Annotated in this window: 29 protein-coding genes; 14 read left to right on the top strand and 15 right to left on the bottom strand. The window is 36.3% G+C overall.

All coding sequences use genetic code 11. From position 1 onward, the window contains the following. Positions 1 to 269: 269 nt before the first annotated feature. On the top strand, positions 270 to 608 hold the full coding sequence (locus F931_RS12020) for a hypothetical protein (protein ID WP_016141636.1): 339 nt from the start codon (positions 270 to 272) through the stop codon (positions 606 to 608). An 870-nt stretch (positions 609 to 1,478) separates the two neighbouring features. After that, complete coding sequence (locus tag F931_RS12015; RefSeq protein WP_016141635.1) at positions 1,479 to 2,033, top strand: TetR/AcrR family transcriptional regulator; 555 nt, start codon at positions 1,479 to 1,481, stop codon at positions 2,031 to 2,033. Between the two features lie 53 nt (positions 2,034 to 2,086). Here the strand turns inward: F931_RS12015 and F931_RS12010 are convergent, their stop codons facing one another. Both F931_RS12010 and F931_RS12005 read right to left on the bottom strand, forming a co-directional pair. Further along, positions 2,087 to 3,028, bottom strand: a complete 942-nt coding sequence (locus tag F931_RS12010) for a metal-dependent hydrolase (RefSeq protein ID WP_016141634.1) — start codon at positions 3,026 to 3,028, stop codon at positions 2,087 to 2,089. Positions 3,029 to 3,322: 294 nt separating this feature from the next. Next, the gene (locus F931_RS12005) at positions 3,323 to 3,556 is read right to left on the bottom strand and encodes a DUF2171 domain-containing protein (RefSeq protein ID WP_016141633.1); all 234 of its coding nucleotides are present in this window, start codon (positions 3,554 to 3,556) and stop codon (positions 3,323 to 3,325) included. Positions 3,557 to 3,805: 249 nt separating this feature from the next. Between F931_RS12005 and F931_RS12000 the strand changes: the two genes are divergently transcribed. From F931_RS12000 to F931_RS11985, 4 genes are read left to right on the top strand one after another with little or no spacing between them, the layout of a single operon-like run. Beyond that, the gene (locus F931_RS12000) at positions 3,806 to 4,819 is read left to right on the top strand and encodes an acyl-CoA/acyl-ACP dehydrogenase (protein ID WP_050567587.1); all 1,014 of its coding nucleotides are present in this window, start codon (positions 3,806 to 3,808) and stop codon (positions 4,817 to 4,819) included. Further along, positions 4,807 to 5,601, top strand: a complete 795-nt coding sequence (locus tag F931_RS11995) for a PIG-L deacetylase family protein (protein WP_016141631.1) — start codon at positions 4,807 to 4,809, stop codon at positions 5,599 to 5,601. The genes F931_RS12000 and F931_RS11995 overlap by 13 nt, the downstream gene beginning before the upstream one ends. After that, the gene (gene nodS / locus F931_RS11990) at positions 5,576 to 6,175 is read left to right on the top strand and encodes a class I SAM-dependent methyltransferase (protein ID WP_016141630.1); all 600 of its coding nucleotides are present in this window, start codon (positions 5,576 to 5,578) and stop codon (positions 6,173 to 6,175) included. Before F931_RS11995 ends, nodS begins: the two co-directional genes overlap by 26 nt. Continuing rightward, positions 6,172 to 6,816 (top strand): glycosyltransferase family 2 protein, encoded by a 645-nt coding sequence (locus tag F931_RS11985; protein WP_016141629.1) that lies wholly within the window; start codon positions 6,172 to 6,174, stop codon positions 6,814 to 6,816. Before nodS ends, F931_RS11985 begins: the two co-directional genes overlap by 4 nt. A gap of 4 nt (positions 6,817 to 6,820) precedes the next feature. Here the strand turns inward: F931_RS11985 and F931_RS0103835 are convergent, their stop codons facing one another. Beyond that, positions 6,821 to 7,183 (bottom strand): DUF3592 domain-containing protein, encoded by a 363-nt coding sequence (locus F931_RS0103835; RefSeq protein ID WP_025470347.1) that lies wholly within the window; start codon positions 7,181 to 7,183, stop codon positions 6,821 to 6,823. 242 nt (positions 7,184 to 7,425) lie between these two features. On the opposite strand from F931_RS0103835, the gene F931_RS11980 reads away from it, so the two are divergent. Continuing rightward, on the top strand, positions 7,426 to 8,679 hold the full coding sequence (locus tag F931_RS11980; protein WP_016141627.1) for a mechanosensitive ion channel family protein: 1,254 nt from the start codon (positions 7,426 to 7,428) through the stop codon (positions 8,677 to 8,679). A 154-nt stretch (positions 8,680 to 8,833) separates the two neighbouring features. Here F931_RS11980 and F931_RS11975 read toward each other — a convergent pair whose 3' ends face one another. Further along, complete coding sequence (locus F931_RS11975; protein ID WP_016141626.1) at positions 8,834 to 10,072, bottom strand: MFS transporter; 1,239 nt, start codon at positions 10,070 to 10,072, stop codon at positions 8,834 to 8,836. Between the two features lie 111 nt (positions 10,073 to 10,183). Between F931_RS11975 and F931_RS11970 the strand changes: the two genes are divergently transcribed. Together F931_RS11970 and F931_RS11965 are read left to right on the top strand one after the other, a co-directional pair. Continuing rightward, positions 10,184 to 10,630 (top strand): winged helix-turn-helix transcriptional regulator, encoded by a 447-nt coding sequence (locus F931_RS11970; RefSeq protein ID WP_016141625.1) that lies wholly within the window; start codon positions 10,184 to 10,186, stop codon positions 10,628 to 10,630. A gap of 85 nt (positions 10,631 to 10,715) precedes the next feature. After that, positions 10,716 to 11,045, top strand: coding sequence for a hypothetical protein (locus F931_RS11965; RefSeq protein WP_016141624.1), 330 nt, complete (start codon positions 10,716 to 10,718; stop codon positions 11,043 to 11,045). 470 nt (positions 11,046 to 11,515) lie between these two features. On the opposite strand, the gene F931_RS11960 is transcribed toward F931_RS11965, so the two are convergent. Both F931_RS11960 and F931_RS11955 read right to left on the bottom strand, forming a co-directional pair. Further along, on the bottom strand, positions 11,516 to 12,361 hold the full coding sequence (locus F931_RS11960; RefSeq protein ID WP_016141623.1) for a hypothetical protein: 846 nt from the start codon (positions 12,359 to 12,361) through the stop codon (positions 11,516 to 11,518). A 534-nt stretch (positions 12,362 to 12,895) separates the two neighbouring features. Then, entirely contained in the window at positions 12,896 to 13,828 is a 933-nt protein-coding gene (locus F931_RS11955) for a LysR family transcriptional regulator (protein ID WP_016141622.1), read from the bottom strand. Between the two features lie 98 nt (positions 13,829 to 13,926). Between F931_RS11955 and F931_RS11950 the strand changes: the two genes are divergently transcribed. The 3 genes from F931_RS11950 to F931_RS11940 all read left to right on the top strand — a co-directional run bounded on the left by F931_RS11950 (position 13,927) and on the right by F931_RS11940 (position 15,932). Further along, complete coding sequence (locus F931_RS11950; RefSeq protein WP_016141621.1) at positions 13,927 to 14,361, top strand: DMT family transporter; 435 nt, start codon at positions 13,927 to 13,929, stop codon at positions 14,359 to 14,361. Positions 14,362 to 14,370: 9 nt separating this feature from the next. Beyond that, positions 14,371 to 14,817, top strand: coding sequence for a DMT family transporter (locus F931_RS11945; RefSeq protein ID WP_016141620.1), 447 nt, complete (start codon positions 14,371 to 14,373; stop codon positions 14,815 to 14,817). A gap of 236 nt (positions 14,818 to 15,053) precedes the next feature. Then, on the top strand, positions 15,054 to 15,932 hold the full coding sequence (locus F931_RS11940; RefSeq protein ID WP_080649699.1) for a phospholipase D-like domain-containing protein: 879 nt from the start codon (positions 15,054 to 15,056) through the stop codon (positions 15,930 to 15,932). A gap of 18 nt (positions 15,933 to 15,950) precedes the next feature. Here the strand turns inward: F931_RS11940 and F931_RS11935 are convergent, their stop codons facing one another. From F931_RS11935 to F931_RS11900, 9 genes are all read right to left on the bottom strand, one after another. Then, entirely contained in the window at positions 15,951 to 16,247 is a 297-nt protein-coding gene (locus tag F931_RS11935) for a hypothetical protein (protein ID WP_016141618.1), read from the bottom strand. A gap of 107 nt (positions 16,248 to 16,354) precedes the next feature. Next, on the bottom strand, positions 16,355 to 16,498 hold the full coding sequence (locus F931_RS22480) for a hypothetical protein (protein WP_016141617.1): 144 nt from the start codon (positions 16,496 to 16,498) through the stop codon (positions 16,355 to 16,357). Then, the gene (locus F931_RS11930) at positions 16,498 to 17,616 is read right to left on the bottom strand and encodes an ATP-binding protein (protein WP_016141616.1); all 1,119 of its coding nucleotides are present in this window, start codon (positions 17,614 to 17,616) and stop codon (positions 16,498 to 16,500) included. The genes F931_RS22480 and F931_RS11930 overlap by 1 nt, the downstream gene beginning before the upstream one ends. 11 nt (positions 17,617 to 17,627) lie before the next feature. Then, positions 17,628 to 17,957 carry a hypothetical protein gene (locus F931_RS11925; protein ID WP_016141615.1) on the bottom strand — a complete coding sequence of 110 codons (330 nt, stop codon included), beginning with the start codon at positions 17,955 to 17,957 and terminating at the stop codon, positions 17,628 to 17,630. A 2-nt stretch (positions 17,958 to 17,959) separates the two neighbouring features. Then, entirely contained in the window at positions 17,960 to 18,148 is a 189-nt protein-coding gene (locus F931_RS11920; protein WP_000812655.1) for a hypothetical protein, read from the bottom strand. 207 nt (positions 18,149 to 18,355) lie between these two features. Next, positions 18,356 to 20,083, bottom strand: a complete 1,728-nt coding sequence (locus F931_RS11915; protein WP_016141614.1) for a DUF2326 domain-containing protein — start codon at positions 20,081 to 20,083, stop codon at positions 18,356 to 18,358. After that, positions 20,080 to 20,340, bottom strand: coding sequence for an ABC-three component system middle component 6 (locus tag F931_RS11910; protein ID WP_228681261.1), 261 nt, complete (start codon positions 20,338 to 20,340; stop codon positions 20,080 to 20,082). Before F931_RS11910 ends, F931_RS11915 begins: the two co-directional genes overlap by 4 nt. Further along, positions 20,309 to 21,262 carry an ABC-three component system protein gene (locus F931_RS11905; protein WP_016141612.1) on the bottom strand — a complete coding sequence of 318 codons (954 nt, stop codon included), beginning with the start codon at positions 21,260 to 21,262 and terminating at the stop codon, positions 20,309 to 20,311. Before F931_RS11905 ends, F931_RS11910 begins: the two co-directional genes overlap by 32 nt. 48 nt (positions 21,263 to 21,310) lie before the next feature. After that, positions 21,311 to 21,976, bottom strand: coding sequence for a LexA family protein (locus F931_RS11900; protein WP_016141611.1), 666 nt, complete (start codon positions 21,974 to 21,976; stop codon positions 21,311 to 21,313). 104 nt (positions 21,977 to 22,080) lie between these two features. On the opposite strand from F931_RS11900, the gene F931_RS11895 reads away from it, so the two are divergent. Together F931_RS11895 and F931_RS11890 are read left to right on the top strand one after the other, a co-directional pair. Next, positions 22,081 to 22,269, top strand: coding sequence for a hypothetical protein (locus F931_RS11895; RefSeq protein WP_016141610.1), 189 nt, complete (start codon positions 22,081 to 22,083; stop codon positions 22,267 to 22,269). A gap of 8 nt (positions 22,270 to 22,277) precedes the next feature. Continuing rightward, a complete protein-coding gene (locus F931_RS11890; RefSeq protein WP_016141609.1) occupies positions 22,278 to 22,634 on the top strand; it encodes a hypothetical protein in 357 nt (118 codons plus the stop codon).

Below are 22,634 nucleotides of genomic sequence, written 5' to 3'. Positions count from 1 at the left end.
AAGGGTTTTAGTAATGTGGAAATCAATTAAATATTGCTAAAACTCTTTTCTTGAATAACTTGGATTATATTAAAGATCACTATAAAACAAATTTAATATTATTTTTTGATAAAAATTAATCACCCAATTTTATTAAGGTGATTAAGTATTCAAAAGAGAAGGGGTTTCAACCTATTTTCTTTATTGTTAATAGACACTTATAAATAATTATTATTTAATACGCCCGCAATATTATCACTAATACTTTTAATAACTTTTTCGGGGAAATAATGCGTAATTTTTTAGTAACGATTTTCACTTTATTCGTAGCAACATCAATTTATGCTGCTCAAGAGTCTAGAAATCTTTTAGAGCAAACACAGTGTGAGAAAGCAGTAGAGCTACATGGTTTTTTAAGTCGTGCTCAACTCGATTGCAACTATCACTATTATTCAGAAGAGTTAAAGGATGCTGCTGCAAAATGTACTAAACATGATCTTGGCGAAAAATACGGTAGAGAAGTCATGAAATTTGGTATGAAGGAGTTTGAAGAGCGCAAGAAAGAGGACACACAGGGCCACTTTTGTCATAAGGTTTTAAAAGAGTTTCCAAAATATATTAAACAATAAAAAATAAGGTTTTAAAAACCTCTTCTAGCAAGCCGATAAGATGGATTTAATTATCCATTTTATCGGTGTATCACTAAATATAATCTGCCAATTAAACTAGATAATAAACTTTAAGAATCGACCTAATATCATATTGATACTTAAAATTTCTCTTATTATTCTCTGCGGTGGAACGGGAGGGGGACATCTTCGGATGTGCTGATTTTTGGGTAAATCAGTCTGCTAACCCTCTTTTGTTCTATTATTATTTTTACTAAATAATGAATTTCTATGTAGTAATAAAATATTCTAATCCAGTGAAAAATAATATTTATTCAATTATTTTCTATCCAATATCACATTGACACTATAAACCCCTCCGATTATGCTTTGCCTGCTGGCCACATTGCCAGTCGACTTTGACAGGTCGGATAGCCAACGCACACGAAAAAGTCTCTCTTTTTTGTGGGCATCCCTGCGTGCCCCCTCTGCGGTGGAACGGGAGGGGGACACCTTCGGGTGTGCTGATCTTTTGGCTATCAGTCTGTCAACCTTCTCTCGTTTCACCACCATTATTTGACAGTAATGTAGTGAAGCTTCTTTATAGCCAAAGGAGTCCGCTCATGCGTACTATTTCTTCTTTATTGGCCTTTGCCAAAGTCTCTCTATTCATACCGTTTAAATACTCTATAAATTGGTTTAATCGACTCTAGGTTTTCTACGCCTTAAGAATCGTTACGACTAAAAATCATAGCAACAATAAAACCCGAGATAGGTGAGCACGCCGTTTTGGTACTGCTTATTCATGTCTGTTTTTAGCACTCATTTTAAGAGTGACGGCATTTCTATCTCTTTTATATACAACAAAAAATTATTTTAAGCGGTATATCTATGCCAAATTTACAATCTTCCTTTACAGCATTGAAAGTGCTTCACACAGCAAAAGACTTATTTAATCAAGATGGGTTTCAAAAAATCGGTGTTGATCGAATTATTGCCGAAGCACAAGTGTCCAAAACTACGTTTTATAAAATCTTCCATTCAAAAGAACGGCTCATCGAGATGAGTCTTACTTTTCAAACCGATGCACTCAAAGTAAAAGTACTTTCAATTTTCAATTCCTACAATGAACAAATAGTGCTCGATAAACTTAAGGAGATTTACTTTCTACATGCCAATTTAGATGGTTTTTACCGTTTGCCATTTAAGGCAATTTTTGAAATTGAAAAGCTTTATCCAGTTGCCTATAAAATTGTGGTCGACTACAGAAACTGGTTTATTGACGAAATATATAAGCTACTTTTAACGCTCAAATCGACCGCTTCGGTCCAAGATGCCTATATGTTTTTATTTATGATTGATGGGGCGATGGTGCAGCTTTTAGGCACAAATAGTGTAGATGACAGAGCACGGTTATTAGATTATTTCTTTTTAAACTTGGCTTAAACAGATAAAAACTTAAAAAAAGCCCCAACTCAGGGGCTTTTTTTTCAGAATGTTTAACTTAATGACACAGATTTTGCAGAATGCATTCCTTCAAAATATTGAACCGCAGGCGAACGAGCCATATAAGCTAAAGCTTGTGCGGTGTCTCCCTCATGAAGCGGGTTAAATTTTGGAGAAGCCCATCTTAATGTCGCTTTCCATAAATATTTTATGGTCGGTAAGTTGTCTGAGCGAGTCGCAGTTTTTTCAAATTCACGAATAATTTTGAAGTAGCCACGGCGCATTAGTTTTTGAATATCCTCGTGCTCTAAATCCTGCTTACCTAGACTACGGGCAAAGTCAGCAAGGAAGTAAATAAACAGTGGGAAAACCGCTGCCATAATCACTTGGCGTGACACATAAAAACCAAATTTGTTTGTTAAGAGATGCTCAAATAAATCGTAAGCAACACAGCGATGTTCAACTTCTTCAGCCAAATGCCAACGGAACAAATCTGCCATGGCAGGGTCGGCTTTGTCCCACGTCTTACTATCGAGTGTCCACTGGCCAATGGTGCCGGTAAAGTGCTCGATTGCGGCAATCACACCTACTCGGAAAAGTAGCCAATATTCATCTAGCTTTTCACCTTTTAAAAAAGGCATGCCTAAAGGTTTGTCACCCAATAAAATGTTAAAAACAAAATGGGCACGGTTGAGTGTCTCTTGTATGTCGTAGCCATTTTCACGTAAGAAATCTTGAGCTTTTTCATGGGCACGTGCATGGGCCGCTTCTTGGCGGACAAATCCAATCACTTCTTGTTTTAGTGTTTCATCGGTAATCAAGGGCAGGGTTTTATTAAACACACGGCAAAACCAAAACTCACCAGCCGGCAAGAGCATGTTAATGCCATTGGCGACATGAGAGCATAGAGGATCATTTGGCATCCAGCAAACGGACGACTCCGCAAAATCAAAATGTACTTTTCTTGCTTTAAGCTGATGATTCCCTGTGAGCATATCCGTCACCCTATTCATAATTGTTTATTTAATGCGAATGGGTCATTTTTAGCATTCAGTCAACTTAATCACCATGTGCTTAAGGGACAAAAATATCCCTTGAATGGTTTGTTCAGATAAAAAGCATTGGTACTTCGTGTTTTTGAAGCTTATGCAATAAAAAAGGCTCCTTAGTAAAAGGAGCCTTCATTTTTATCATTTAGGCCTAAAATAATTTAAGCCTACTCATTTATTTTTATAGTGAAATATTTTAATTATAAATGACCACGGTGAATAACTCGCCGTGCTTCAAGCCTAGATTGCTTGCCATTGCTCTTTAACTTCTTCTGAATTTTTATTCAGAATGACTTGGTTTTCTTTCACTTCCCCAATCCATCCAGTAGGGATAAGGTGATGTTGGCCACTTTCATCTCGGGTGAGTTTGAGTTGGTTCTCACCATCAAGATGGTCGACAGTTCCTACTTTTGTGCCACATGAAGCAATGACATCAGCATGTTTTTTAATATCATTAATATTTAAAGTATTCATTTTGGACCTCTTCTTTGGAAATAGAAAAACGGTAAGAACTAAACTACTTTAAATAATCGCTTAAATGTTGGGTTTTTAATAAACCTTACATGATCGGATTATAAGTTCACTTAATAGGAATATTTGGATAACAATGAAATAATTGGATATAAAACTAATATTATTTTTCTTTTTATTACAATTTATGTGTTTATTTAAACAGAAATGTTTAGTTATGGTTGAGTTAAGTCTTATAAATAATTATTTGCAATGAATATCAAAATACCTATAAACATGACGATTTTGAGTATCTTAAATGAATTTGAAACTGCCTCAGCTGAGGTTAAAAGTAAGCTGCGTATTAGTTTGCTCTATCAATTAATCAATGTAGCGAAAAATTTACCTCATCCAGCTTCGGGGCAGACTTATCAACGTTGGCAACTTTTTGGGCAAATTGCTGGGGTTGATTTAAGTCTAGCTAAGCTTTTTGAATCGCATTGCGATGCCATAAGCATTTTAAATGAATTGGGTTATCAACAAGAAATAGATAACAAGACTTGGGCGGTTTGGGCAGCCGATGGCGGACCAGCGCCTTTGCAAATCACTAATGACCTTTGTAATGGCATCAAACCGTGGTGCTCTGGCGCGGAGTTTATCCAAAAAGCTTTAATGAGTTATAAAGATCAGCAAGGACAGGCGCAGCTTTGTATTGCCGACTTAAGTCATCCATCCATCACTACCGATTTAAGCCACTGGCAGGCTGTAGGCATGCATGCAACACAGACCGCGCAAGTAACTTTTAAAAATACGCCTGTTACGGCAATAGGTCAGCCAAATAGTTATTTAAAACGCCCAGGTTTTTGGCATGGGGCAGCAGGTGTTGCGGCCTGTTGGTATGGTGCTGCCGTGCGCTTAGCGGGTTATTTGCAAGAAAGTTGTCAGGCAAATCCTAATCCGTATAAAAAATTGTATTTAGGCGAGGTCGCTCAGCAATTAGAAATCACCAAACAATATTTTCAATATGTTGCCGAGTTAATTGATCATAAACCAACGCTAAGTCATGAACGGGAAATACGCATATTACGTGCCCAAACAGAACAATGTTGCCTGAGCGTTATTGAGCGAGTAGGGAAAGCGTTAGGCGCGCGTCCTTTTTGTGAAGATGCAACATTTGCTCAACTCATGGCAGATTTACCTGTGTTTATACGACAAAGTCATGCTGCTTTTGACTATGAGCAAATTGCAGAACTCTGTGTGTCGGAGCAAAGCCTATGGGAACTTTAAAACATCCTTTGGTTGAAGACCGCGTTATTTTTGGTGAGGGCACGACCAAAGAGCAATGGTTAAATATATTTAAAGATCATCCGTTAGCGCCTTTAGATCTTGAGTTATTTCGTTCTAAAAGGGTGGTGATTGTTGCTCCACATCCTGATGATGAAGTGCTTGGCTGTGGCGGGTTAATGCAGCAACTGATCACATTGAATTGTAAAATAGTGGTTTTAGCTGTGAGTAACGGCACACAAAGCCATCCTAACTCTACAAAATATCCTCCAGATCAGCTCAATATTCTTCGTCCGCAAGAAAGCTTGGCGGCCTTAAATTGTCTAGACGTAGCAGAGTCAACCGAGCATGTAGAACTTAATTTATTAGATGGTCATATTCATTTGCAAACCGAGCAACTCTGGCAGTGTCTAGATCAGATGGTGCAAGCCAACGATATTCTAATTTGTAGCTATGAACTTGATGGACATCCAGACCATGAAGCAGTAGGTAAAACCGTACAAGCTTATGCAACTGCTAAGCAACTCCTATGTTTACACGTATTAATCTGGGCTTGGCATTGGGCAAAGCCTTTAGATTCCCGAATTGATTGGCACCGAGCAAAAGCGTATTCCTTAACACAAGAACAGCTAACTAAAAAACATCAAGCAATTTTGCAGTTTAAAACCCAACTAGAAGCAGATGAAAGCACGGGGAATGCCGCAGTGCTATCTCCAAGTGCGATTAATCGTCTTTTAATGCCTTATGAGGTTTATTTGAGTGATTCATTCTCGCATGTACTTTGAAGATTTATATCGTCATAACAGTGATCCATGGGGCTATGACGCTCACTGGTATGAAGCACGTAAAAGACAAATTTGTCTCGCGCTGCTGACAAAGCCTCGCTATCCAAAAGTGCTAGAAGTCGGCTGTTCAAACGGACATTTAAGTTTTCATTTAGCGCAAAGAGCTGAGCAATTGGTATGTATAGATGTTTCTGAGAATGCTGTTCGTTTGGCTTCTGAGCGTTTAAAAGAATTGGAGCATGTTGTTGTTGAAAATAGAAAAATACCCGAAGACTACTCAATTCAAAAATTTGATCTGATTTTAATTAGTGAGATGGCGTATTACTTATCCAAGGATGAGTTACATCAGTTTATTGAAAAGTTAAAACATAGTTTAAATGATGACGGTGAAATTTTGTGTTGCCACTGGCGTCATGAAATACAAGATTTTGAGTTAAACGCTGAGCAAGTCCATCAAGCTTTTCAGCAACATTTTCCATTTCATCACTATCTCAGCTTAAACGATCCAGATTTTATGATTGATCTATGGACAGCGAACACTTCCTCTTTAGCACAGCAGGAAAAACTAAGATGAAAATAGGTATCGTCATTCCCGCGCATAACGAAGAGTACTATTTATCTGCCTGTCTGCAATCTATTCAGGTGGCGATCGATAACATCAGTGGTTATGACGTAGAAGTGCTTGTTGTACTCGATAGCTGTACAGATCAGTCGCGTTTGATCGTACAAAGCCATCAAATCAATTGGATTGAATGCGACTATGCATGTGTTGGGCAAGCAAGAGACTTAGGTATTCGCCATTTAATTGAAAGAGGGGTCACATGGATTGCTTGTACCGATGCAGACACCGTCGTCAGCCCTGATTGGCTGCGCTATCAAATCCAGCATCAACCGACAGATGCAATTTGCGGCACTGTAACGCTCGATGATTTTAGTCATCTCTCTATCACTAAACGGCAAAAATATTTAGCACACTATAAAGATGAGATGGACCATGCGCATATTCATGGAGCAAATTTAAGTTTTAGTGCAGAGGTCTACCTTTTGGTCGGTGGCTTTGAGCCTATTTCATGTCATGAAGATGTGTCTTTAATCAAAAAATTGCTCAAGCATTGTTGCAATATTACTTGGAGTAATCTGGTGCGAGTCACAACGAGTAGTCGCTTAAATGGGCGTGCGCCGCAGGGATTATCGTATTTTTTAAATAATCTCTAATGACTTAAAGCATGACCTCGCCCAATATCAAAATGTTCTTTAAATTTTTAGGGTCATATTTAATATTGATAATGCTGCCGACTTTATATTTATGATGATTTTGTTTAGCAATAAGCACCTTTAGATTTTCAGTCGTGATTTGGCCTTGCTCAGTTTGGAATTTCAATTTGATATAACATAAAGGGCGATATTGCACCTTAGCTAATGAGTCCTGAAAATATACGACCTCGGCAGAAGTCATTATTCCTCGTCTATAAATTAAAAATTTATGAACCAGACTTTTAAGAAAAAAGACCCAAGCGATATAGATAAAGAATAAGCTGAACCAGACCATTCCAATAAAAGTTAAAAAATCGGAAAATTTCACTCATTCAAACCAAAATTACTTGTTTAACGTATTATTCTAAAGGAACAAATAGGTTCGATCTACTTTATATAATCGGACTGAACCATAAACTTAAGAAGCTTTAAAATTAATAGATCAAAATTAAATTTAAGCAGGGTATATAACTTAGTTGTTGTATTTATGACTACATATGTAAACAAACCTTATGATCAAATGCCTTAGCCCTTAAAATTAGTGAAAATAAAGTGTTAAGGTGTATAGGTTTGGATTTTTTAAATTTTTTTCGTGATATTCGGGGTGAGTTAAGCCAATATCCTTGGCTAGAAATGTTTGTTTCACTCACTATTTTGATTTTATTTGCTGCAATTGCAAATTTTATTGCCAAACGCATTATTGTTCGGGGCGTTCGTCATTTAGTTACAAAGCTCAAATCACCAAATCAGTCTATTTTTGCTCAGCATAGCGTTATACAGAAATTTGCAAATATTGTTCCTGCTGTTGTGATTATGAATGGTATTGCAACGGTTCCTCATCTATCTCCAAAGTTTATTACTTTTGTAGAGATGGCTGCACAAGCATTTATTTTTCTAACTTTGGCGCTTACGGTCAGTGAAATATTAAATATCTTTAACCTTATTTATCAACGTAACCCAAAATCTAGAAATAAGCCAATTAAGGGTTATTTACAGCTGGTTAAACTCATTTTATTTGTGGTTTGTGGTCTCATGATTTTGGGAACATTCCTTAAAAAGGATGTGTTCACTTTACTTGCAGGCTTCGGTGCGATGGCAGCAGTATTAATGCTGGTTTTCCAAAACACTATTTTGTCATTAGTCGCGAGTGTCCAAATCGCTTCTTATGACATGGTGCGTATTGGCGACTGGATTGAAATGCCATCTCTAAATGCTGATGGTGATGTGATTGATATTTCATTGCATACGGTGACTGTTCAAAATTTTGATAAAACCTATACCACTATTCCAACCAATAAACTCGTTACCGATACTTTTAAAAACTGGCGAGGCATGAGCAATTCGGGTTGTCGCCGTATGAAGCGTTCACTCTTTCTTGATCAAAGCAGTGTACATTTCATGACTGATGACGAGCAGCAAAAATTAAAAGAGTTTTTATTATTAGACCAATATCTTGATGCGAAACAATCTGAAATTGAAGAGTTTAATAAGCAATTAAGCAATCAATCTCGTTATAACAAGCGCCGTTTAACTAACATTGGTACATTTAGAGCCTATGTTGAATTTTACTTGCGTCAGCACAAGGGCATTGCTCAAAACCAAACGATTATGGTTCGCCAGTTACAACCGACCAGCCAAGGTTTACCTTTAGAAGTCTATGCATTTACCAATACCATTGCATGGGTTTCTTATGAAGCAATTCAGTCAGATATTTTCGATCACTTAATTGCGATTCTTCCTGAATTTGGTTTACGCGTTTACCAAGCGCCTTCGGGTCATGATTTGCAAAGATTAACGACAGAAATTAGCCCAACTGAAGTTTAACTGCCATATTAAATGTAAAAGTTGTTTCACTAAAAGCTCTCACTTTGAGGGCTTTTTTAATTTTTGTATTGGACTTAAACCTCCTCAATTTTAATGCATCTGCTAGAACTTAAAGAACCTTTGTCAGATCCACTCTTTTTCTATTTATATATTTTTATTGTTTAGCTCTATCGTGAGGCACAATACGTCGTGTCACCCACCAAAAGACTAGCGCTAACAAACTAACACTTGCACCTAAGGCACATACGCCAAACCATCCAGCATAGGCGTAAGTGGCTGTAGTACTGATTGCACCCAAACCACTACCGATTGCATAAAAGAGCATGTATAGCCCGACAAGCCGGCTATGCGCTTCTGGAAGAGTACGAAAAATCATACTCTGGTTAGTCACGTGCAAAGCCTGTCCGCCTAAGTCTAGCAATACGATACCTATTACTAGCGCCCAAAGCGAATAACCCATAAGTGAAAATGGGCCCCAAGCGAGCAGTAATATTACGAGTGCTGCCACGCTTGTACGCTGAGCATATCCGCGGTCGGCCCAGTAGCCCGCACGTGCGGCAGCCAAAGCGCCGACAACCCCGACGAGTCCAAAAGACCCAATTACAGTATGCGAGAAGTTATATGGTGGCGCACTCAACGGTAATACCAACGCATTCCAAAAAATATTGAATGTCGCGAACATGAGTAAAGCTAAAACTCCGCGCACTTGGAGTACTTTTTCTTGGCGCAGCAGTTTGAACATGGATGCCAGAAGTTGCGGGTAGCGCATGCTAACAGGCTGAACATTTAAATGAGGGAGTCGTTTCCAAAGTGGCAATGCAATCATGAGCATGATAATGGCGGCGCAAAAGTACACGCCGCGCCAACCCGCCACATCACTAATTCCACCTGAAAATACACGGGCAAGCAGTAAGCCAATGAACACACCGCTTTGTGCAGTACCGACTACATGTCCTTGTTCATGTGGGGCAGCAGCACTTGCAGCATAGGCAATAAGCCCTTGTGTCATGGCTGTGCCGAGTAAACCCACCGCAAGCATTCCCATTAAAAGAATAATTGTAGAGTGAGCAAAGGCAACTATTAACAATGCAGATATTAAAGCCAATAACTGCATAGCCATTAATCGCCGCCGATTTACAAGATCACCCAATGGTACTAAAAACACCAACGCTAGGGCGCACCCTATTTGAGTGGCTGTAACTACACCGCCAATGGCGGCATGACTGACATTAAAGTCTCTAGCCAATATGTCGAGCAAAGGCTGTGCATAATAGACATTTGCTACGCTTGCACCACTTGCAATAGCAAACAGCAAAATTACCCCGCGAGGCATGCTTGAACGCAGTTTATTGTTGTCTACCGAAGATGTTGGAGATGCAAGAGAAGCTTTCATGACCCTAAATCCATTCAATCTAGTTTTAAAATGCAACTAGTTGAATATTAGACCTGCTAGTTTTAAAATGCAACTAGATAACTTATTTCGGATAATTTGTAGGGAAATCTGATGGCCAACTCAACATTGTTAAAAGAAGAGCTTTGTCCTGTTGCACGCTGCGTCAATCTCATTGGAGATCGGTGGTCACTGCTTATTGTGCGAGATGCTTTTGATGGAATGCGCCGTTTTGGAGATTTTCAGCGCAGCTTGGGCGTTGCGCGAAATATACTTTCTGACCGGCTGAAAAAGTTGGTGGATGCAGGTGTTCTCGAAATGCAAGATGCTTCCGATGGTACGGCTTATCAGGAATATGTGCTAACCCCTAAAGGGGAGAGTTTATTTCCTGTGATTGTTGCTCTACGTCAATGGGGAGAGCACAACCTATTTGAAAGTGGAGAGCGCCATTCTCTATTAGTTGATAAAAATACAGGTCAGCAAATTCCATTTATGGCACCCGTCTCAGCAGATGGAGAAGTGCTAAACGCTTCTGACACTCAAGTGCAAAAGGTGAAATAAAATAAGAGAAAACAAAAATAACCTTTTTTAACTTAAATTTAGGCTGATTAGTTGATAACCTTGCGCGTCAAATTAAGGTGAGATTATGAGATTTATATTCCTCTTTATAAGCGCAATTTCAATTCAATGTTATGCAGCATCCGAAGCAATGGAACTCCATTACTGTGAAACTGTGAAGAAAGCAGCAAGTGGCGTGATGGATGCGAGACAACATGAAGTGCCCGCTAAAGAGTTACATGACATCGCCAATCATCTTGAAGAGCAACAAGCCAAAAAACTTTATCAAGAGCTTATCAAATCTGCATATTCTTCAAAGCTATTTGAAGACCCTCTTATCAAATCAAAAGCTGTCGAGAATTTTCAAACCACTTGGCATGAACAATGTTTGGCAAAAGAATTAGCTAAAAATATTTAAGTGTTAGGGGGAAAGTTAACTGACGCAAATAAAAAGACCACCTAATTTTTTAAGCTAGGCGGTTTTTTTATTTGGAATCGGGAAAGGAGATGAGAGCTTGTCTTAATGAGCATACTGATTAATAACTTTGGCTGGTTTGGTAATGAAATCCTACCTCTTTTTCAAATTATTGATTAACGGCATTTTAAACGCACTTAAAACCCATTTTCAGGCGCGGTAAAGGTAGGGGTATTAGTTTGTGTGCTGACTATTATGCGGGGTTAGCGTTACATTGGAAATTATGAACGCAATCCAAGCAAGAGCAATTTTTCTATGGTTGGGTTTCTAACAGAGTTTCACTATAAAGATGCTAATTTTGTTGTGCACCCTACTTTCAGAATGTGCAACATATATGATTAACAATAACGTAAACGTATTAATTTACATTAGAGTATTTTAGAAAAAGCCCTCATTAGAGGGCTTTAATAGATTTATTTAGAATTTGCATATTCAGTAATTACTTTATAAGCACCAGCTCTTTTATCATAAGTTGGAGTTTTACCATTTTTAAGTATAGCTGTACTACCTTCCCATACAATTACACCATCAGCCCCTTTGCTCTTAATATAGTCTAATCGTTGTTTCATTTCAGATTCAGACAATGGATGAATTATCTTATTTTTAAAAAAGCCTCTATCCAAATATGATCCAGAAATGTATGGAATGATCTTTAAATTGTACTTATTTGCATACATATGCGCTTCTGACATTTGGAAGTCAACACGAACTTTCCATTGATTGAAGTCTCTTATCCATGTGTTATATAAGACAGGACTTAAGAAATCTACTTTTTTTGCTATACCTTCTGCGTCTTTATTTAGTTGACTATAACGATTTTTAGTAGATAAATTAAATTGCTCATTTGCGAAAATTATTTGTGGTAGAACTCCATAAACACCAACGGGCGCAGCTCCACCATGCTTGTGATAGAGATCTAATGTTTCATTGACAATTGGAAGTAATGTTTGAGGTTTAAATTTATTACCTACCTCTATATCAAAGGATACGGGGATAGAAGGATTTGCCTTGGTAGCGTTGGCAATAATTTTAATTTTATCCTCATCTGGCTGACCTTTTGTAAGAAATCTATTGTGATAAATTACCTTTATAGGTTTTAAGTTGTTTTGTGCGAAATAGTTTTGAAGTTGTTTTTGATCAGTGTTGAGTTGTCCCTTATCATCTATATAGCTTTTCCAAATGATAAATTGATAAACATCAAATGAATATGCATTAGTTAATGTGAGGGTAGCTGCGATTGCGACTATCAATTTTTTCATATCGGTAAATCAAATTTGGAAGTAAAGAAAGTATCAATTAAAAAAAAGTGTTAACTTTAAATATATGTTGAAATTTTGTTTGATTTTTGCTGTAGATTTTTATATCAGAATACTCTGTTTATATGATGAATATAAATCTGAATATTATTTGTAATTGCATAAAAATTCTCAGGAGAAGACTCTTTTTTCTATGCAGTACTAAATATCTTGGCAATTTTAGATGTTGTAGAGCCGTAATAATTATCTACTAAAACACTAACCGTTTTATGCCAGTAATCTTCGTTAGGATCTCTACTGGTAAACGGTAGTCATGAACAAAATTAATAGCTTCATAGGGGTATGGAGCCTAATAACGCCATTAAGCCAACTCTGAGTAAGTTACGTTGCCATACTAATTGAAAGGCATTAGATGTGTAATAGGAATCATAGGATTATTGTCAGGTAACTAAGAAAGTAATCCTTTCGAATTAAGTGGTTTTCGAATTTTGGAGCGGGAAAGGAGATAGGAACTTGCTGCTGTCATTTCCTTCAATATTATTCTTGCCAATACGGTGGTGAACCATAAACTTCTGCAAAATAGTCAATAATTACTCTAATGTTTAATGGCGGATGACGAACATTGGGATAAATGGCTGCAATATGTTGTGGCTGAGGTTTAATAGAAGTCTCGTAATCAGGTAATAGTTTTATTAATTCACCGTTTTTAAGTGCTTCACCAATTAACCAATCTGGAAATAAAACAATACCCATTCCATTGAGGGCCGCTGCCATTAAACTTTCAGCATTATTTGAAGAGAGCAGAGGATTAATCGGGTAGTGTATCCATTCCCCATTGGTTTCTTTTACTAACCAGCGGTTAGGGCCTTCAAAGCCTTTATAAACTAGGCATTTGTGGTCATGTAATTCTTTAGGATCTTTGAGTGTCCCGTACTTAGATAAGTATTTGGGTGAGGCAGCTAAATGATATTTCTGTGTTCCAAAAATACGTGCGTGAAAAGAAGAGTCTGTTAAGGTTCCAATACGAAATATTAAGTCAGTGCTTTCACGTAAAGGATCTATAAACTCATCAGTTTGAATTAATTCTATTTGAAGTTTTGGGTAAAGCTCCGATAGTCCAGTCAGCCACGGGGCAATATGACGTTGACCAAAAAAGACAGGCGCATTAATTCTAACTAAGCCTGATGGTTCAATGGTTTTATCTTGCAAAGCCTTTTGTGCTTCATCAAATTGTTCAGTAATTTTTTTGGCATATTCAAAAAACAATTTACCTGATTCTGTAGGGGTAATTGCCCGAGTATTCCGATAAAAAAGCTGCTGGCCTAACGCATCTTCTAATTGTTGTATTGTGCGAGAAATCATTGAGGCAGATACATCTTCTTTACGAGCCACAATAGAAAAGTTTTGAGCGTTATATACACTTATAAAAAAGCGAAGAGTACGAATATCTATCGAATTTGCTAAATTCATCTGTGCAATTTCTGCAAAAGTGATTCATAAATTATGCTGTTTTTTCGTTGAATTGACTACTCTAGTATTCGTTGCCTAGATAAGTTGAGGCAATGTAGATGCAAATTATATTACTGCTCCTAACAATTTTAGGCGGAATGGGGTTGTCCGTTGAAGCTGGGCTTTTAGGTCCATTGGGAAAGGAAGTAGGTGAGTTGTGGGCAACTTTCAGTATTTTTGGAGTAGGGGCAGCCCTTACTTTTTTATTGATGTTATTTTTTAGTCCACGCAAAAGCCCCTCATTTTTTAGTCTTCCATCATGGCAATTATTAGGCGGGGTATTAGGTCCTATCTATGTGATTATTCTTACTATTACGACACCTATTATCGGGATCGCCATGACAATGATTGGTATTTTGGCGGGGCAAGTTTTTAAGAGTCTCATTATTGACCATTATGGCCTGCTGGGTACGCCGCATAGAAAAGTTGATCACAAGCGCGTTATTGCTCTTGTCTTTATTGTGATAGCACTTTCACTTGTAGCGACTGCATAAGAGGGTAACATGACTATTTTAATGATTTTATTAGCTGTAATTGGTGGTGCTTTACTGAGTGTTCAAGCTGCAATTAATGGTCAACTTGGAAGTAAAGTTGGTGTATTTAAGAGCGCATTTCTAACTTTCTCTGTAGGTGCTTTAATTACAGCATTACTTATTTTTTATTTTGAACCGAAGCAAAGCTTAACTTTATTAGACGTACCCAAATGGCAATTATTAGGCGCAATGTGTGGTGTGCCATATATTGTAATTATGGTTTTAGCGGTACAAAGAATTGGAGCAGCAGTTGCAACAGTTGCAGTTATTTTTGGTCAGCTCTTAATGAGCATACTGATTGATAACTTTGGCTGGTTTGGTAATGAAGTCTTACCTTTTTCAATTTATCGATTAGCGGCACTCATCTGTTTGGGCATTGCGCTATATTTTATTTATTCGAGTAGTAAAACAAATTAGATAGAAGCTTGAACAGGGTATAAAAGCCCTTTTTTTAATTGTTACGTCTCGACGATTGTTATTATCTTTGAATATTAATTAAGTATCAGACAATAAAAAAACCACCTAATTCTTTCGAATTAAGTGGTTTTTGAATTTTGGAGCGGGAAACGAGACTCGAACTCGCGACCCCAACCTTGGCAAGGTTATAATAAATATTAAATAACAATGAGTTATATTTTAATGGTGCCGAAGTGGTGTCGAATAATTTTTTACAATTATTTTATGCTTTATCTATAATTAATTTAAAATTTTACTGGATGAAAGAGATGAACTTATCAGCATTATCAATTTCTGAGCTAACGGATAAAATTACAGCTGATGGAACAATTAATTATCTTACAGGAAAAAAATTAACTCAACTATTCAATTCTTTCGGTTCTCGAGATGACTACGATACCTTAATTAAAGAGGAAAAATTTGGATCAAGGGCAACTTATACTAAAAATAAGTTGCAAGAAATTAATGGGACTATTCATTTAAAAAATTTACTTGAATATTTAGTTGATGAACGAAATACAGATAATTCTGAAAGTGTTGCCGAGGCACTAAATAAAATCCTTAAATATGATGGTTTTTGTCTTGAAAAGGGACTCGATAATATTTATCGAATTACAGGTACAGATTTCCCAGAAGAAATAAAAGTTAATCCTGTATTTGAAGATATAGAAAAAGAAATAATTCAGCATATTAGATCAGCACAATTCTTAGTTTGGGTAGCAGTTGCTTGGATTACATCGAGACCTATAGCAGAAGCCTTGTACAATCAGCACAAAAAAGGAGTGAATATCAGAATCATTGTAAATGACGATCAGCTTACTAAAACCAATGGTATAAAGTTTGAGAACACAACAATAGAATATTATAAAATTTCCCCGTTAAATGCTTCATACAAAAATACTATGCATCACAAATTCTGCATTATTGATCTAAAAAAAGTAATAACCGGCTCCTTTAACTGGACCAATAAAGCAAACTTTAATAATGAAAATATTTCTGTGATAGAGCAACGTGAGCAAGGGGAGGCATATGCACAAGAATTTCTTAAATTAATAAAAGATATTGAGCGAAAGTAAAGGCGCTTTGAGCGCCCTTTAATTCTTCCTTCTCGACTGCCGTTGCTGTCTTTGCCGATTAAGATTTTCAAGAACGGGCATAACTTCATTTGGATCGTAAAGGTGTTTCCCATCAGTTCCTTTATTAAATGGACGAAGCTCATCAATAATCAATTTACGAGACAGGCTATAACGTTCCATTAACCATGCTGCTGTAACGCGGTTCGGTATTTCCTCAGCTTTCATTTCAATGACTTTCCCAACATTAGGAATAATTTCATGAATGAATACCTGAGGTGGTTTTTCTGCTTCAACAACGACTATATATTTTCCCATATCTTATACCTATCTAGTTACTCCTAAGTACTGCAATGTTCTCAAGAGTGACCGCAGAGGGTCAGCAATACAGTCACTCATGTAGAACATTGCAGCTTTAAATTTTTTTACTTTCTCCAAGTCGCTTCTTTAAATTTCGCCTCATCAATCAAGTTGTCGATTTGAGACGGGTTTACATTGTCGTAGTAATGGTTCATTAGGTTGCCGAACACAATCAGTGTTCGGGCTGAGGATGAGTAACGGAAGCTCATTAGGCAATTTCTCCCTTAGCAAGCTTTTCAATTTCAACTTGAACGGCTGGTAGTTTCGCTACTTCGATTTGCATGAGTGAATCTATTCCTAAGTATTCACACACGGTTTTAACGTCTAAACCACGCTCATCTATAAAAGCTTGTAATTGATCACGTTGCTTATCACTGATTCCATTAAATTCGGGTGGGCTAATCCATGAGTTCTTTTCTTTGTCATATTGGCAGTTCAATGCCTTAGCACGCATTAACATTGTTTGACGCATGTTCTGGTAATACATGTGTTCTTTATCAAGCGATTCAGTTAATTGATTTAGATCACCCGCATGTTCAGCTTCTTCACAGCTTTGTTTCCAGTTTTCTAGCTCTTCTTGAGCTTTAGCTGCTGCAAGTTGTGCTGGCGTTAAAGTGTTAATGTGGTCTTTGGCTTGAGTAATAAGATCAGCCAAGAAGGTTGGATTAGATTTAAGATCAGGAACCCACACCTCACCAGTTTCGCCGCCCAGTGCACCTGAGTTTTTTGCATGGTGAGTAGGAGACGGCTTGAAACTAATGACACGGGCATTTTTACCTTCGCCTGTAGTCACAGTTGTTAGATAACCCATGATGTCGGCAATACGGTAAAGCTCATTACGGTTTTTACCGCCTAGATCCGGACGATAAATTATTTGATCGCCGTTTTGATCTTCAGAAGCATGAGCAATGAATACAACATCTTTACCAAGACTGATCAAAGTATTGATGTACTGCTTAAATGTTTGGTTAGCCAATCCTTGAGCTTTTAACTTTAAAGAGCCATCTTTTTGACGGTTATTAGCCGTGAGCAATAAGTGGGTTTTAATGCACTCAAGCATTGCACCTACAGTGTCGATAACTACAGTGTTATAAGGTGCTAAATCCTGTGGAGTTAGGTTTGCTACATCACTCCATTGCTGAACCTGTACAACCGCACCGCGACGCAATTCACCAGTACGGTGAGCACCACGGTCAAAGTCGAATGAAATTGCTTTATCTGCAGTAAAACCTATCGAAGTTTTACCTAAGCCAGGATCAGCATAGAGATACACAATAATTGCTTGAACTAATAATGTTTGGTCAGCAGTAATAATAGGTAGAGCCATTTTTCTTATCCTTATTTTGAACCCGTAAAGCCGCGCTTCTTTTTATAAGCTTTGCGGTCATATGAAGGGATGTTGCTAAGTTCTAGGGCAACTGCTAGTGCTTTTTTGCGCTGGAAGCTAATCTCATTCAGTAAGGCTGTATAAACTTTAGGGCGCTTCGCCTTAAACTCTTCAACATTTAAAGGAGTCTTCACTTCACCTTTTACGGTGTACAGCACACTGCAGTTTGCATTAGCTGCATAAACAGTCCAGCCGATACGCACAGAGTAAAGACCCGTTAAGCGGTCATGACCCATATAGGCTCTAACACCATCTGGATGTGGTTTGAATTGAGCATTCATGATTAGCCTCCCATCATCCAAGATGCAGCGGCTACAGCAATCACCCAAAGAACGAATGAAAGGGCAATGAATATAAGAAAATCGATGACGTTCGCTTTAATGGTAGCGAAACGAGAAGGGCGCTGTTCTTCAACCGTAGGATGTTGATATAAGCGTGATGTGGTTTGACTAGGAATAGGGTTTTGTTTCATACTTACCTCGCAGTTATGCAAAGCCCCGTCTCCGTCCAAAGTTTCGGGGCTTTTTGTTATCTACGAGATAAATGTTAACTATAGTTAATTTTGTAGTCAAGAAAATAGTTAACAAAAGTTAATGTTTTTATTAACTAGAATTCAATTTTTCATTAATTGAAAGAAAACCCACCTTGAGGGTGGGTTTAAAACGTCTAACTTAGAAAGTTATTTGGCGGATATTCTCTGTTTATCGAAATCTATTCCGAATAGTTTATGTTTTGGTTTGTCACTTAAGAGTTTAATGACAACTTTACTTTCAAACTCTTCTTTTAATTCATTACTTAAATAAGTTTTAATATCTTCATAGTTATTAATATTTATTGAGGTTACATATTGCTTTTTAGATCCTCTAAGCTCATCCATAACGTATTTAAACCATTTTGCTAATTCACTTGGATCAATATCTGCAAAGAAACGGTTGTCATGCCATAATAAATTCATATTATGAAATCCATGCATAAATACTAACCAGTCATAAGCAATGATTTTAGCATTTGCTACACCATCAGAGCTATCAGTTTGGAGTTCAATTGCTAAATCATACATCAAAGTGTTATTTTCACTATCATTTAATGTGATGTAAATTCCTGAACTATATTTAGGATATAATTGAGAAGTAATTTCTTGAAATTTTAAACTCAAATCTGCTAGAGGATCAGTTTTTAAATATTCAAGAGCATGTGAAATTGAACTGATTATTTGACCTTTAATACTTAAGTTTTGTTGTTTAATATCATCACTAATAGTTAGATATTTTTTTAGATGACTTAATTCCTCTTGAAGTGAGGATAATTCTTTTGCAATTGCAATATACTCATCGAGAGCATGTTTATCTTTAAGAAAAGCTAATTTCTGATCTCTTTCAAGTGCTAAGTTATTATAATTTTTATTTAGTTCTTCTATTTGAGTAAAAATTCCTATTTTTTCCTTTTCAAGTTTCGTTTTTCTATTAACTGTTAAATCATCATGAAATTTCTGAACAGCAGAGAAATGTGCTAAAGCTTCTTCTTTAAAAAGATGCTTTAAACCACTATAAAGGTCTAGCAGATCTTTATTGCTAATGTCTGGTGTTTGCTCAATACTCTTATTTATACTAGCAATTTTAAAATTTAAAGCACTTATTTCTCTTTGAATAGATCTTGAATTTTCAGTTAATATTTCAATATCTTTCTCAATTTGATGATAATCTTCAGCAATTGAATAATTTTCTAAATTTTTTTCTAATTGCGGAATTCGCTTTTCTAAAACTTCTTTTCTTGCCGTTGGATTAGCACCAGTTTTGACAACCTCACTAAGATAAGAATCTTGTTTTAATAATTTTTGTGTTGCAGAGTTGGCTTTTACTTTTTCCTTTAAACTATATTTTTCATTAATTAAATTTAAATCTAAACCTAATAAAAAAGCATTATTTATTAAAGAAGAGTAATCACTTTCTTTTTCAATCAATAGGGGATTTAAACAATCTGATCTTTCAGTTCTAGTAAATCTTTTAAAGAGAGATCTAAATGATAAAAATTTAAATTGATTAACTTTAGGAAAAACACCAGATAAATCAAGCCATTCTTGAAGTTTTGATAATTTTATGTCTGTATTATCTAAACGTATAACTTTAGAGTTACCTGATCTTTCAATTGTATGTTTAATACCATTTATTTCGAAATCTAATTTAAATATCCAAGTAGGTACAGCATGTGACAGAGTTTTTGCTAGTGAGTTTGTACTTTTCGCACCAAAGCAAAAATTAATTAACCTCAAAGATTGAGTTTTTCCAACACCATTTACTGAAGATTCCTTATTATCGCTTTTAGTACCCAGAATCACGGTTAGCCCTTCTGGATTGAAAACAATTGTTCGAAACTCTGGTTGATTGCAAGATAATTTTATTAATTTCATTTTTTCATCACATTTTTACAGATCATTCCATGCTCATTTAAGTAAATTTCTTGAATAAACATAAGGATATCTAAAGCAAAAATTAATTGAGTAAAGTTTATTTTAAAAATTGAGTTTTGATCAGATTCAATTCTAGCCCACAACCCTTCGATTGAAATAGGATCATCAAAAAATTGACGAACATAGCCAGCTATTCCAATTAAAGAACCAGCAAATCTTACATGCTTATGGGGTACTAGGGCTGTTTGGATCTTCATATACATCACATGTTGAAAAATATTTTGCAATAATAACTTCAGCTAAAGAAGTATAACTTCTTTTTGAAACTTTATCTTTATTTGCACATTTGGGAATCAATGCTTCTATCAGAGCAAAATAAATTAAAGAGCTCCTATCCGCTTCCTCATTAGGAATGGTTGAGTTGATTTCCTTGTATATCTTATTGATTGTTATAGATAAACTTTGTGCTAGTTCCTCACCTTGTATTTCTAAAAAATCATCAATTTTGTAAACCTCAGCATAATTACTTATTAATCTTGCAGCCAAAAAAGGGGAGAGGTTATTGAAAACAATTTTTTCATCGAAATTTGGAGCTTCCCCTTTTAAAAAATTAAAAATATTATCGTTATTATCAAGAAGATAATTTATTAGTTCTCCTACTATGGTTGGTTCAAAGTCAGATGTGGAGTTCTCATCTATGTAATACATACCAAGCACATCAAATTTAGTATCGTCATCCAATTTCATGAATAGCTTTTGTAATTGGAGTGAACAAATGATTCGACCTTCTGGAATTTTGTTGTTTTCAATAAAATTTTGAAAGTCTAGTTGAAGTGGGGCTGGTACATTTGTAAATTTATCATTCAAGACAAAAAAATAGCCATTAACTTTTCCCCATTTTTTAATTAATTTCCCATAATCTGTTTCAGCTTTTTTAAACTCATTAATTGGACTAGTGGTAGTAGATGCTAATGGCGCATAAATTTGATAATAATGTTTTAATTTTGCATTACATCCATCATTTCCTCCATCACCCCATTTTCCATGGGGTTTTATAGGAACAAAATCTGAATCTAAGTGATTCATAATTGTTGAAAAAAAAACTTGAAATTCCATGCCAGAAGTTTGATAAACTTTAAGCTTGAAATAAAGTCTTAATATTGCTATAGAATTTCCCATTATTTACCCCTTATGCTTTAAAAATTATCTTATTTGTTTAACTTAAACTTAAATAGGATTTATTTTTGATCTTCTTTTTGCTCTGTATGTATATCGCATGCAGTCAACTACTTGGCCTACGAAATGGCAATGTTCATCCAAAGGAATAATATTTGGTTCAAATTTAGGATTTAGAGCTTGTAGATAGCGAGAGCCATCTGTTTCGATAACAAGCTTTTTAAAAGTTGCATCTTCAAATCTTCTCACCACAACCATGTCCCCAGATTGCATGTCACTATAGTAAACATCTGGATCAACAAGAATGTAGTCTCCCTCTAGAAAATCTGGTTGATTACTCACACCCTGAACTTTTAAATAAAAACAATTAGTACATTCATCAGGAAGGGGAATCCACTCCTCAACTTGGGAAAGATCCACAGATTGCACATTAGTAAAGGTTCCTGCTTGAACCCATGAAAGAACAGGAGCTAATGTTGCTGCTTTCTTGGAAATATTATTATCGATTTTTGGTTCTTCTTTGCCACCATATAATAACCAATCATCAGAAACTTCTAAGAATTTTGCAATAACTTTTAAATTATCAGCGGTTGGAACACTTACACCATCAAGCCATTTTTTAGCAGCAACTGGTGACTTCTTAGTTGCCCGTGCGAGGTCGGCAGCTTTTAGCTTTTTCTCATCCAATTTTTGCTTAATGCGCTGGTGTAAAGACATAACAATATTTCCAAGAATATTAACTAATGTTAATACACCGTATTGAAACCATGGTTAACAAATGGTAAATTGAATTTATTAACTATAGTTAACTTGGTGTAAGCATGAATCTTACTGACTTAATGAATTATCACGACTGTAAAAATAAAAAAGAGTTAGCTAAAAAAACTGGATATTCCACTGTGACCCTATGGAAGTGGGCGAATAATGGAATACCAGCTAGAACTCAAGCAGTTTTACAAGTCAAAACCAATGGAAAGCTTAAAGCAGACCTAGAAGTATTAACCGCTTAGGAACCACCATGAGCAAATTATCAATTGAACTCTCTGCAAGTGCCAGAAATGATGCATCCCGCATATTGCATGGACTTGATTCAGGTAATCAGAAAGAGATTGCTGAACAACTAAAGGTTGATCCAAGCACAATCACTCGACTTAAAACTGATAGGAAAAACAATGGATTGAATGAAATTGAAATATTTTGCGAGCTATTGAGTCTACTTGGATTAAAGGTGGTTCCTAAGGATTATCAAAGCATTGATAAAGAAAGAGTAGCTGCACTTTTGGTTATGTCTAAAAGCTGGATGAACCGTATTGAAACGGTGGATGACCTTTTCCATGACGAAATCAGTGGACAAAAAGAAAAACTTGGATATTAA

The sequence above is a fragment of the Acinetobacter pittii ANC 4050 genome (genome assembly GCF_000399685.1).
GTDB lineage: Bacteria > Pseudomonadota > Gammaproteobacteria > Pseudomonadales > Moraxellaceae > Acinetobacter > Acinetobacter pittii_E.
This window is presented reverse-complemented; position numbering and strand designations above follow the sequence as displayed.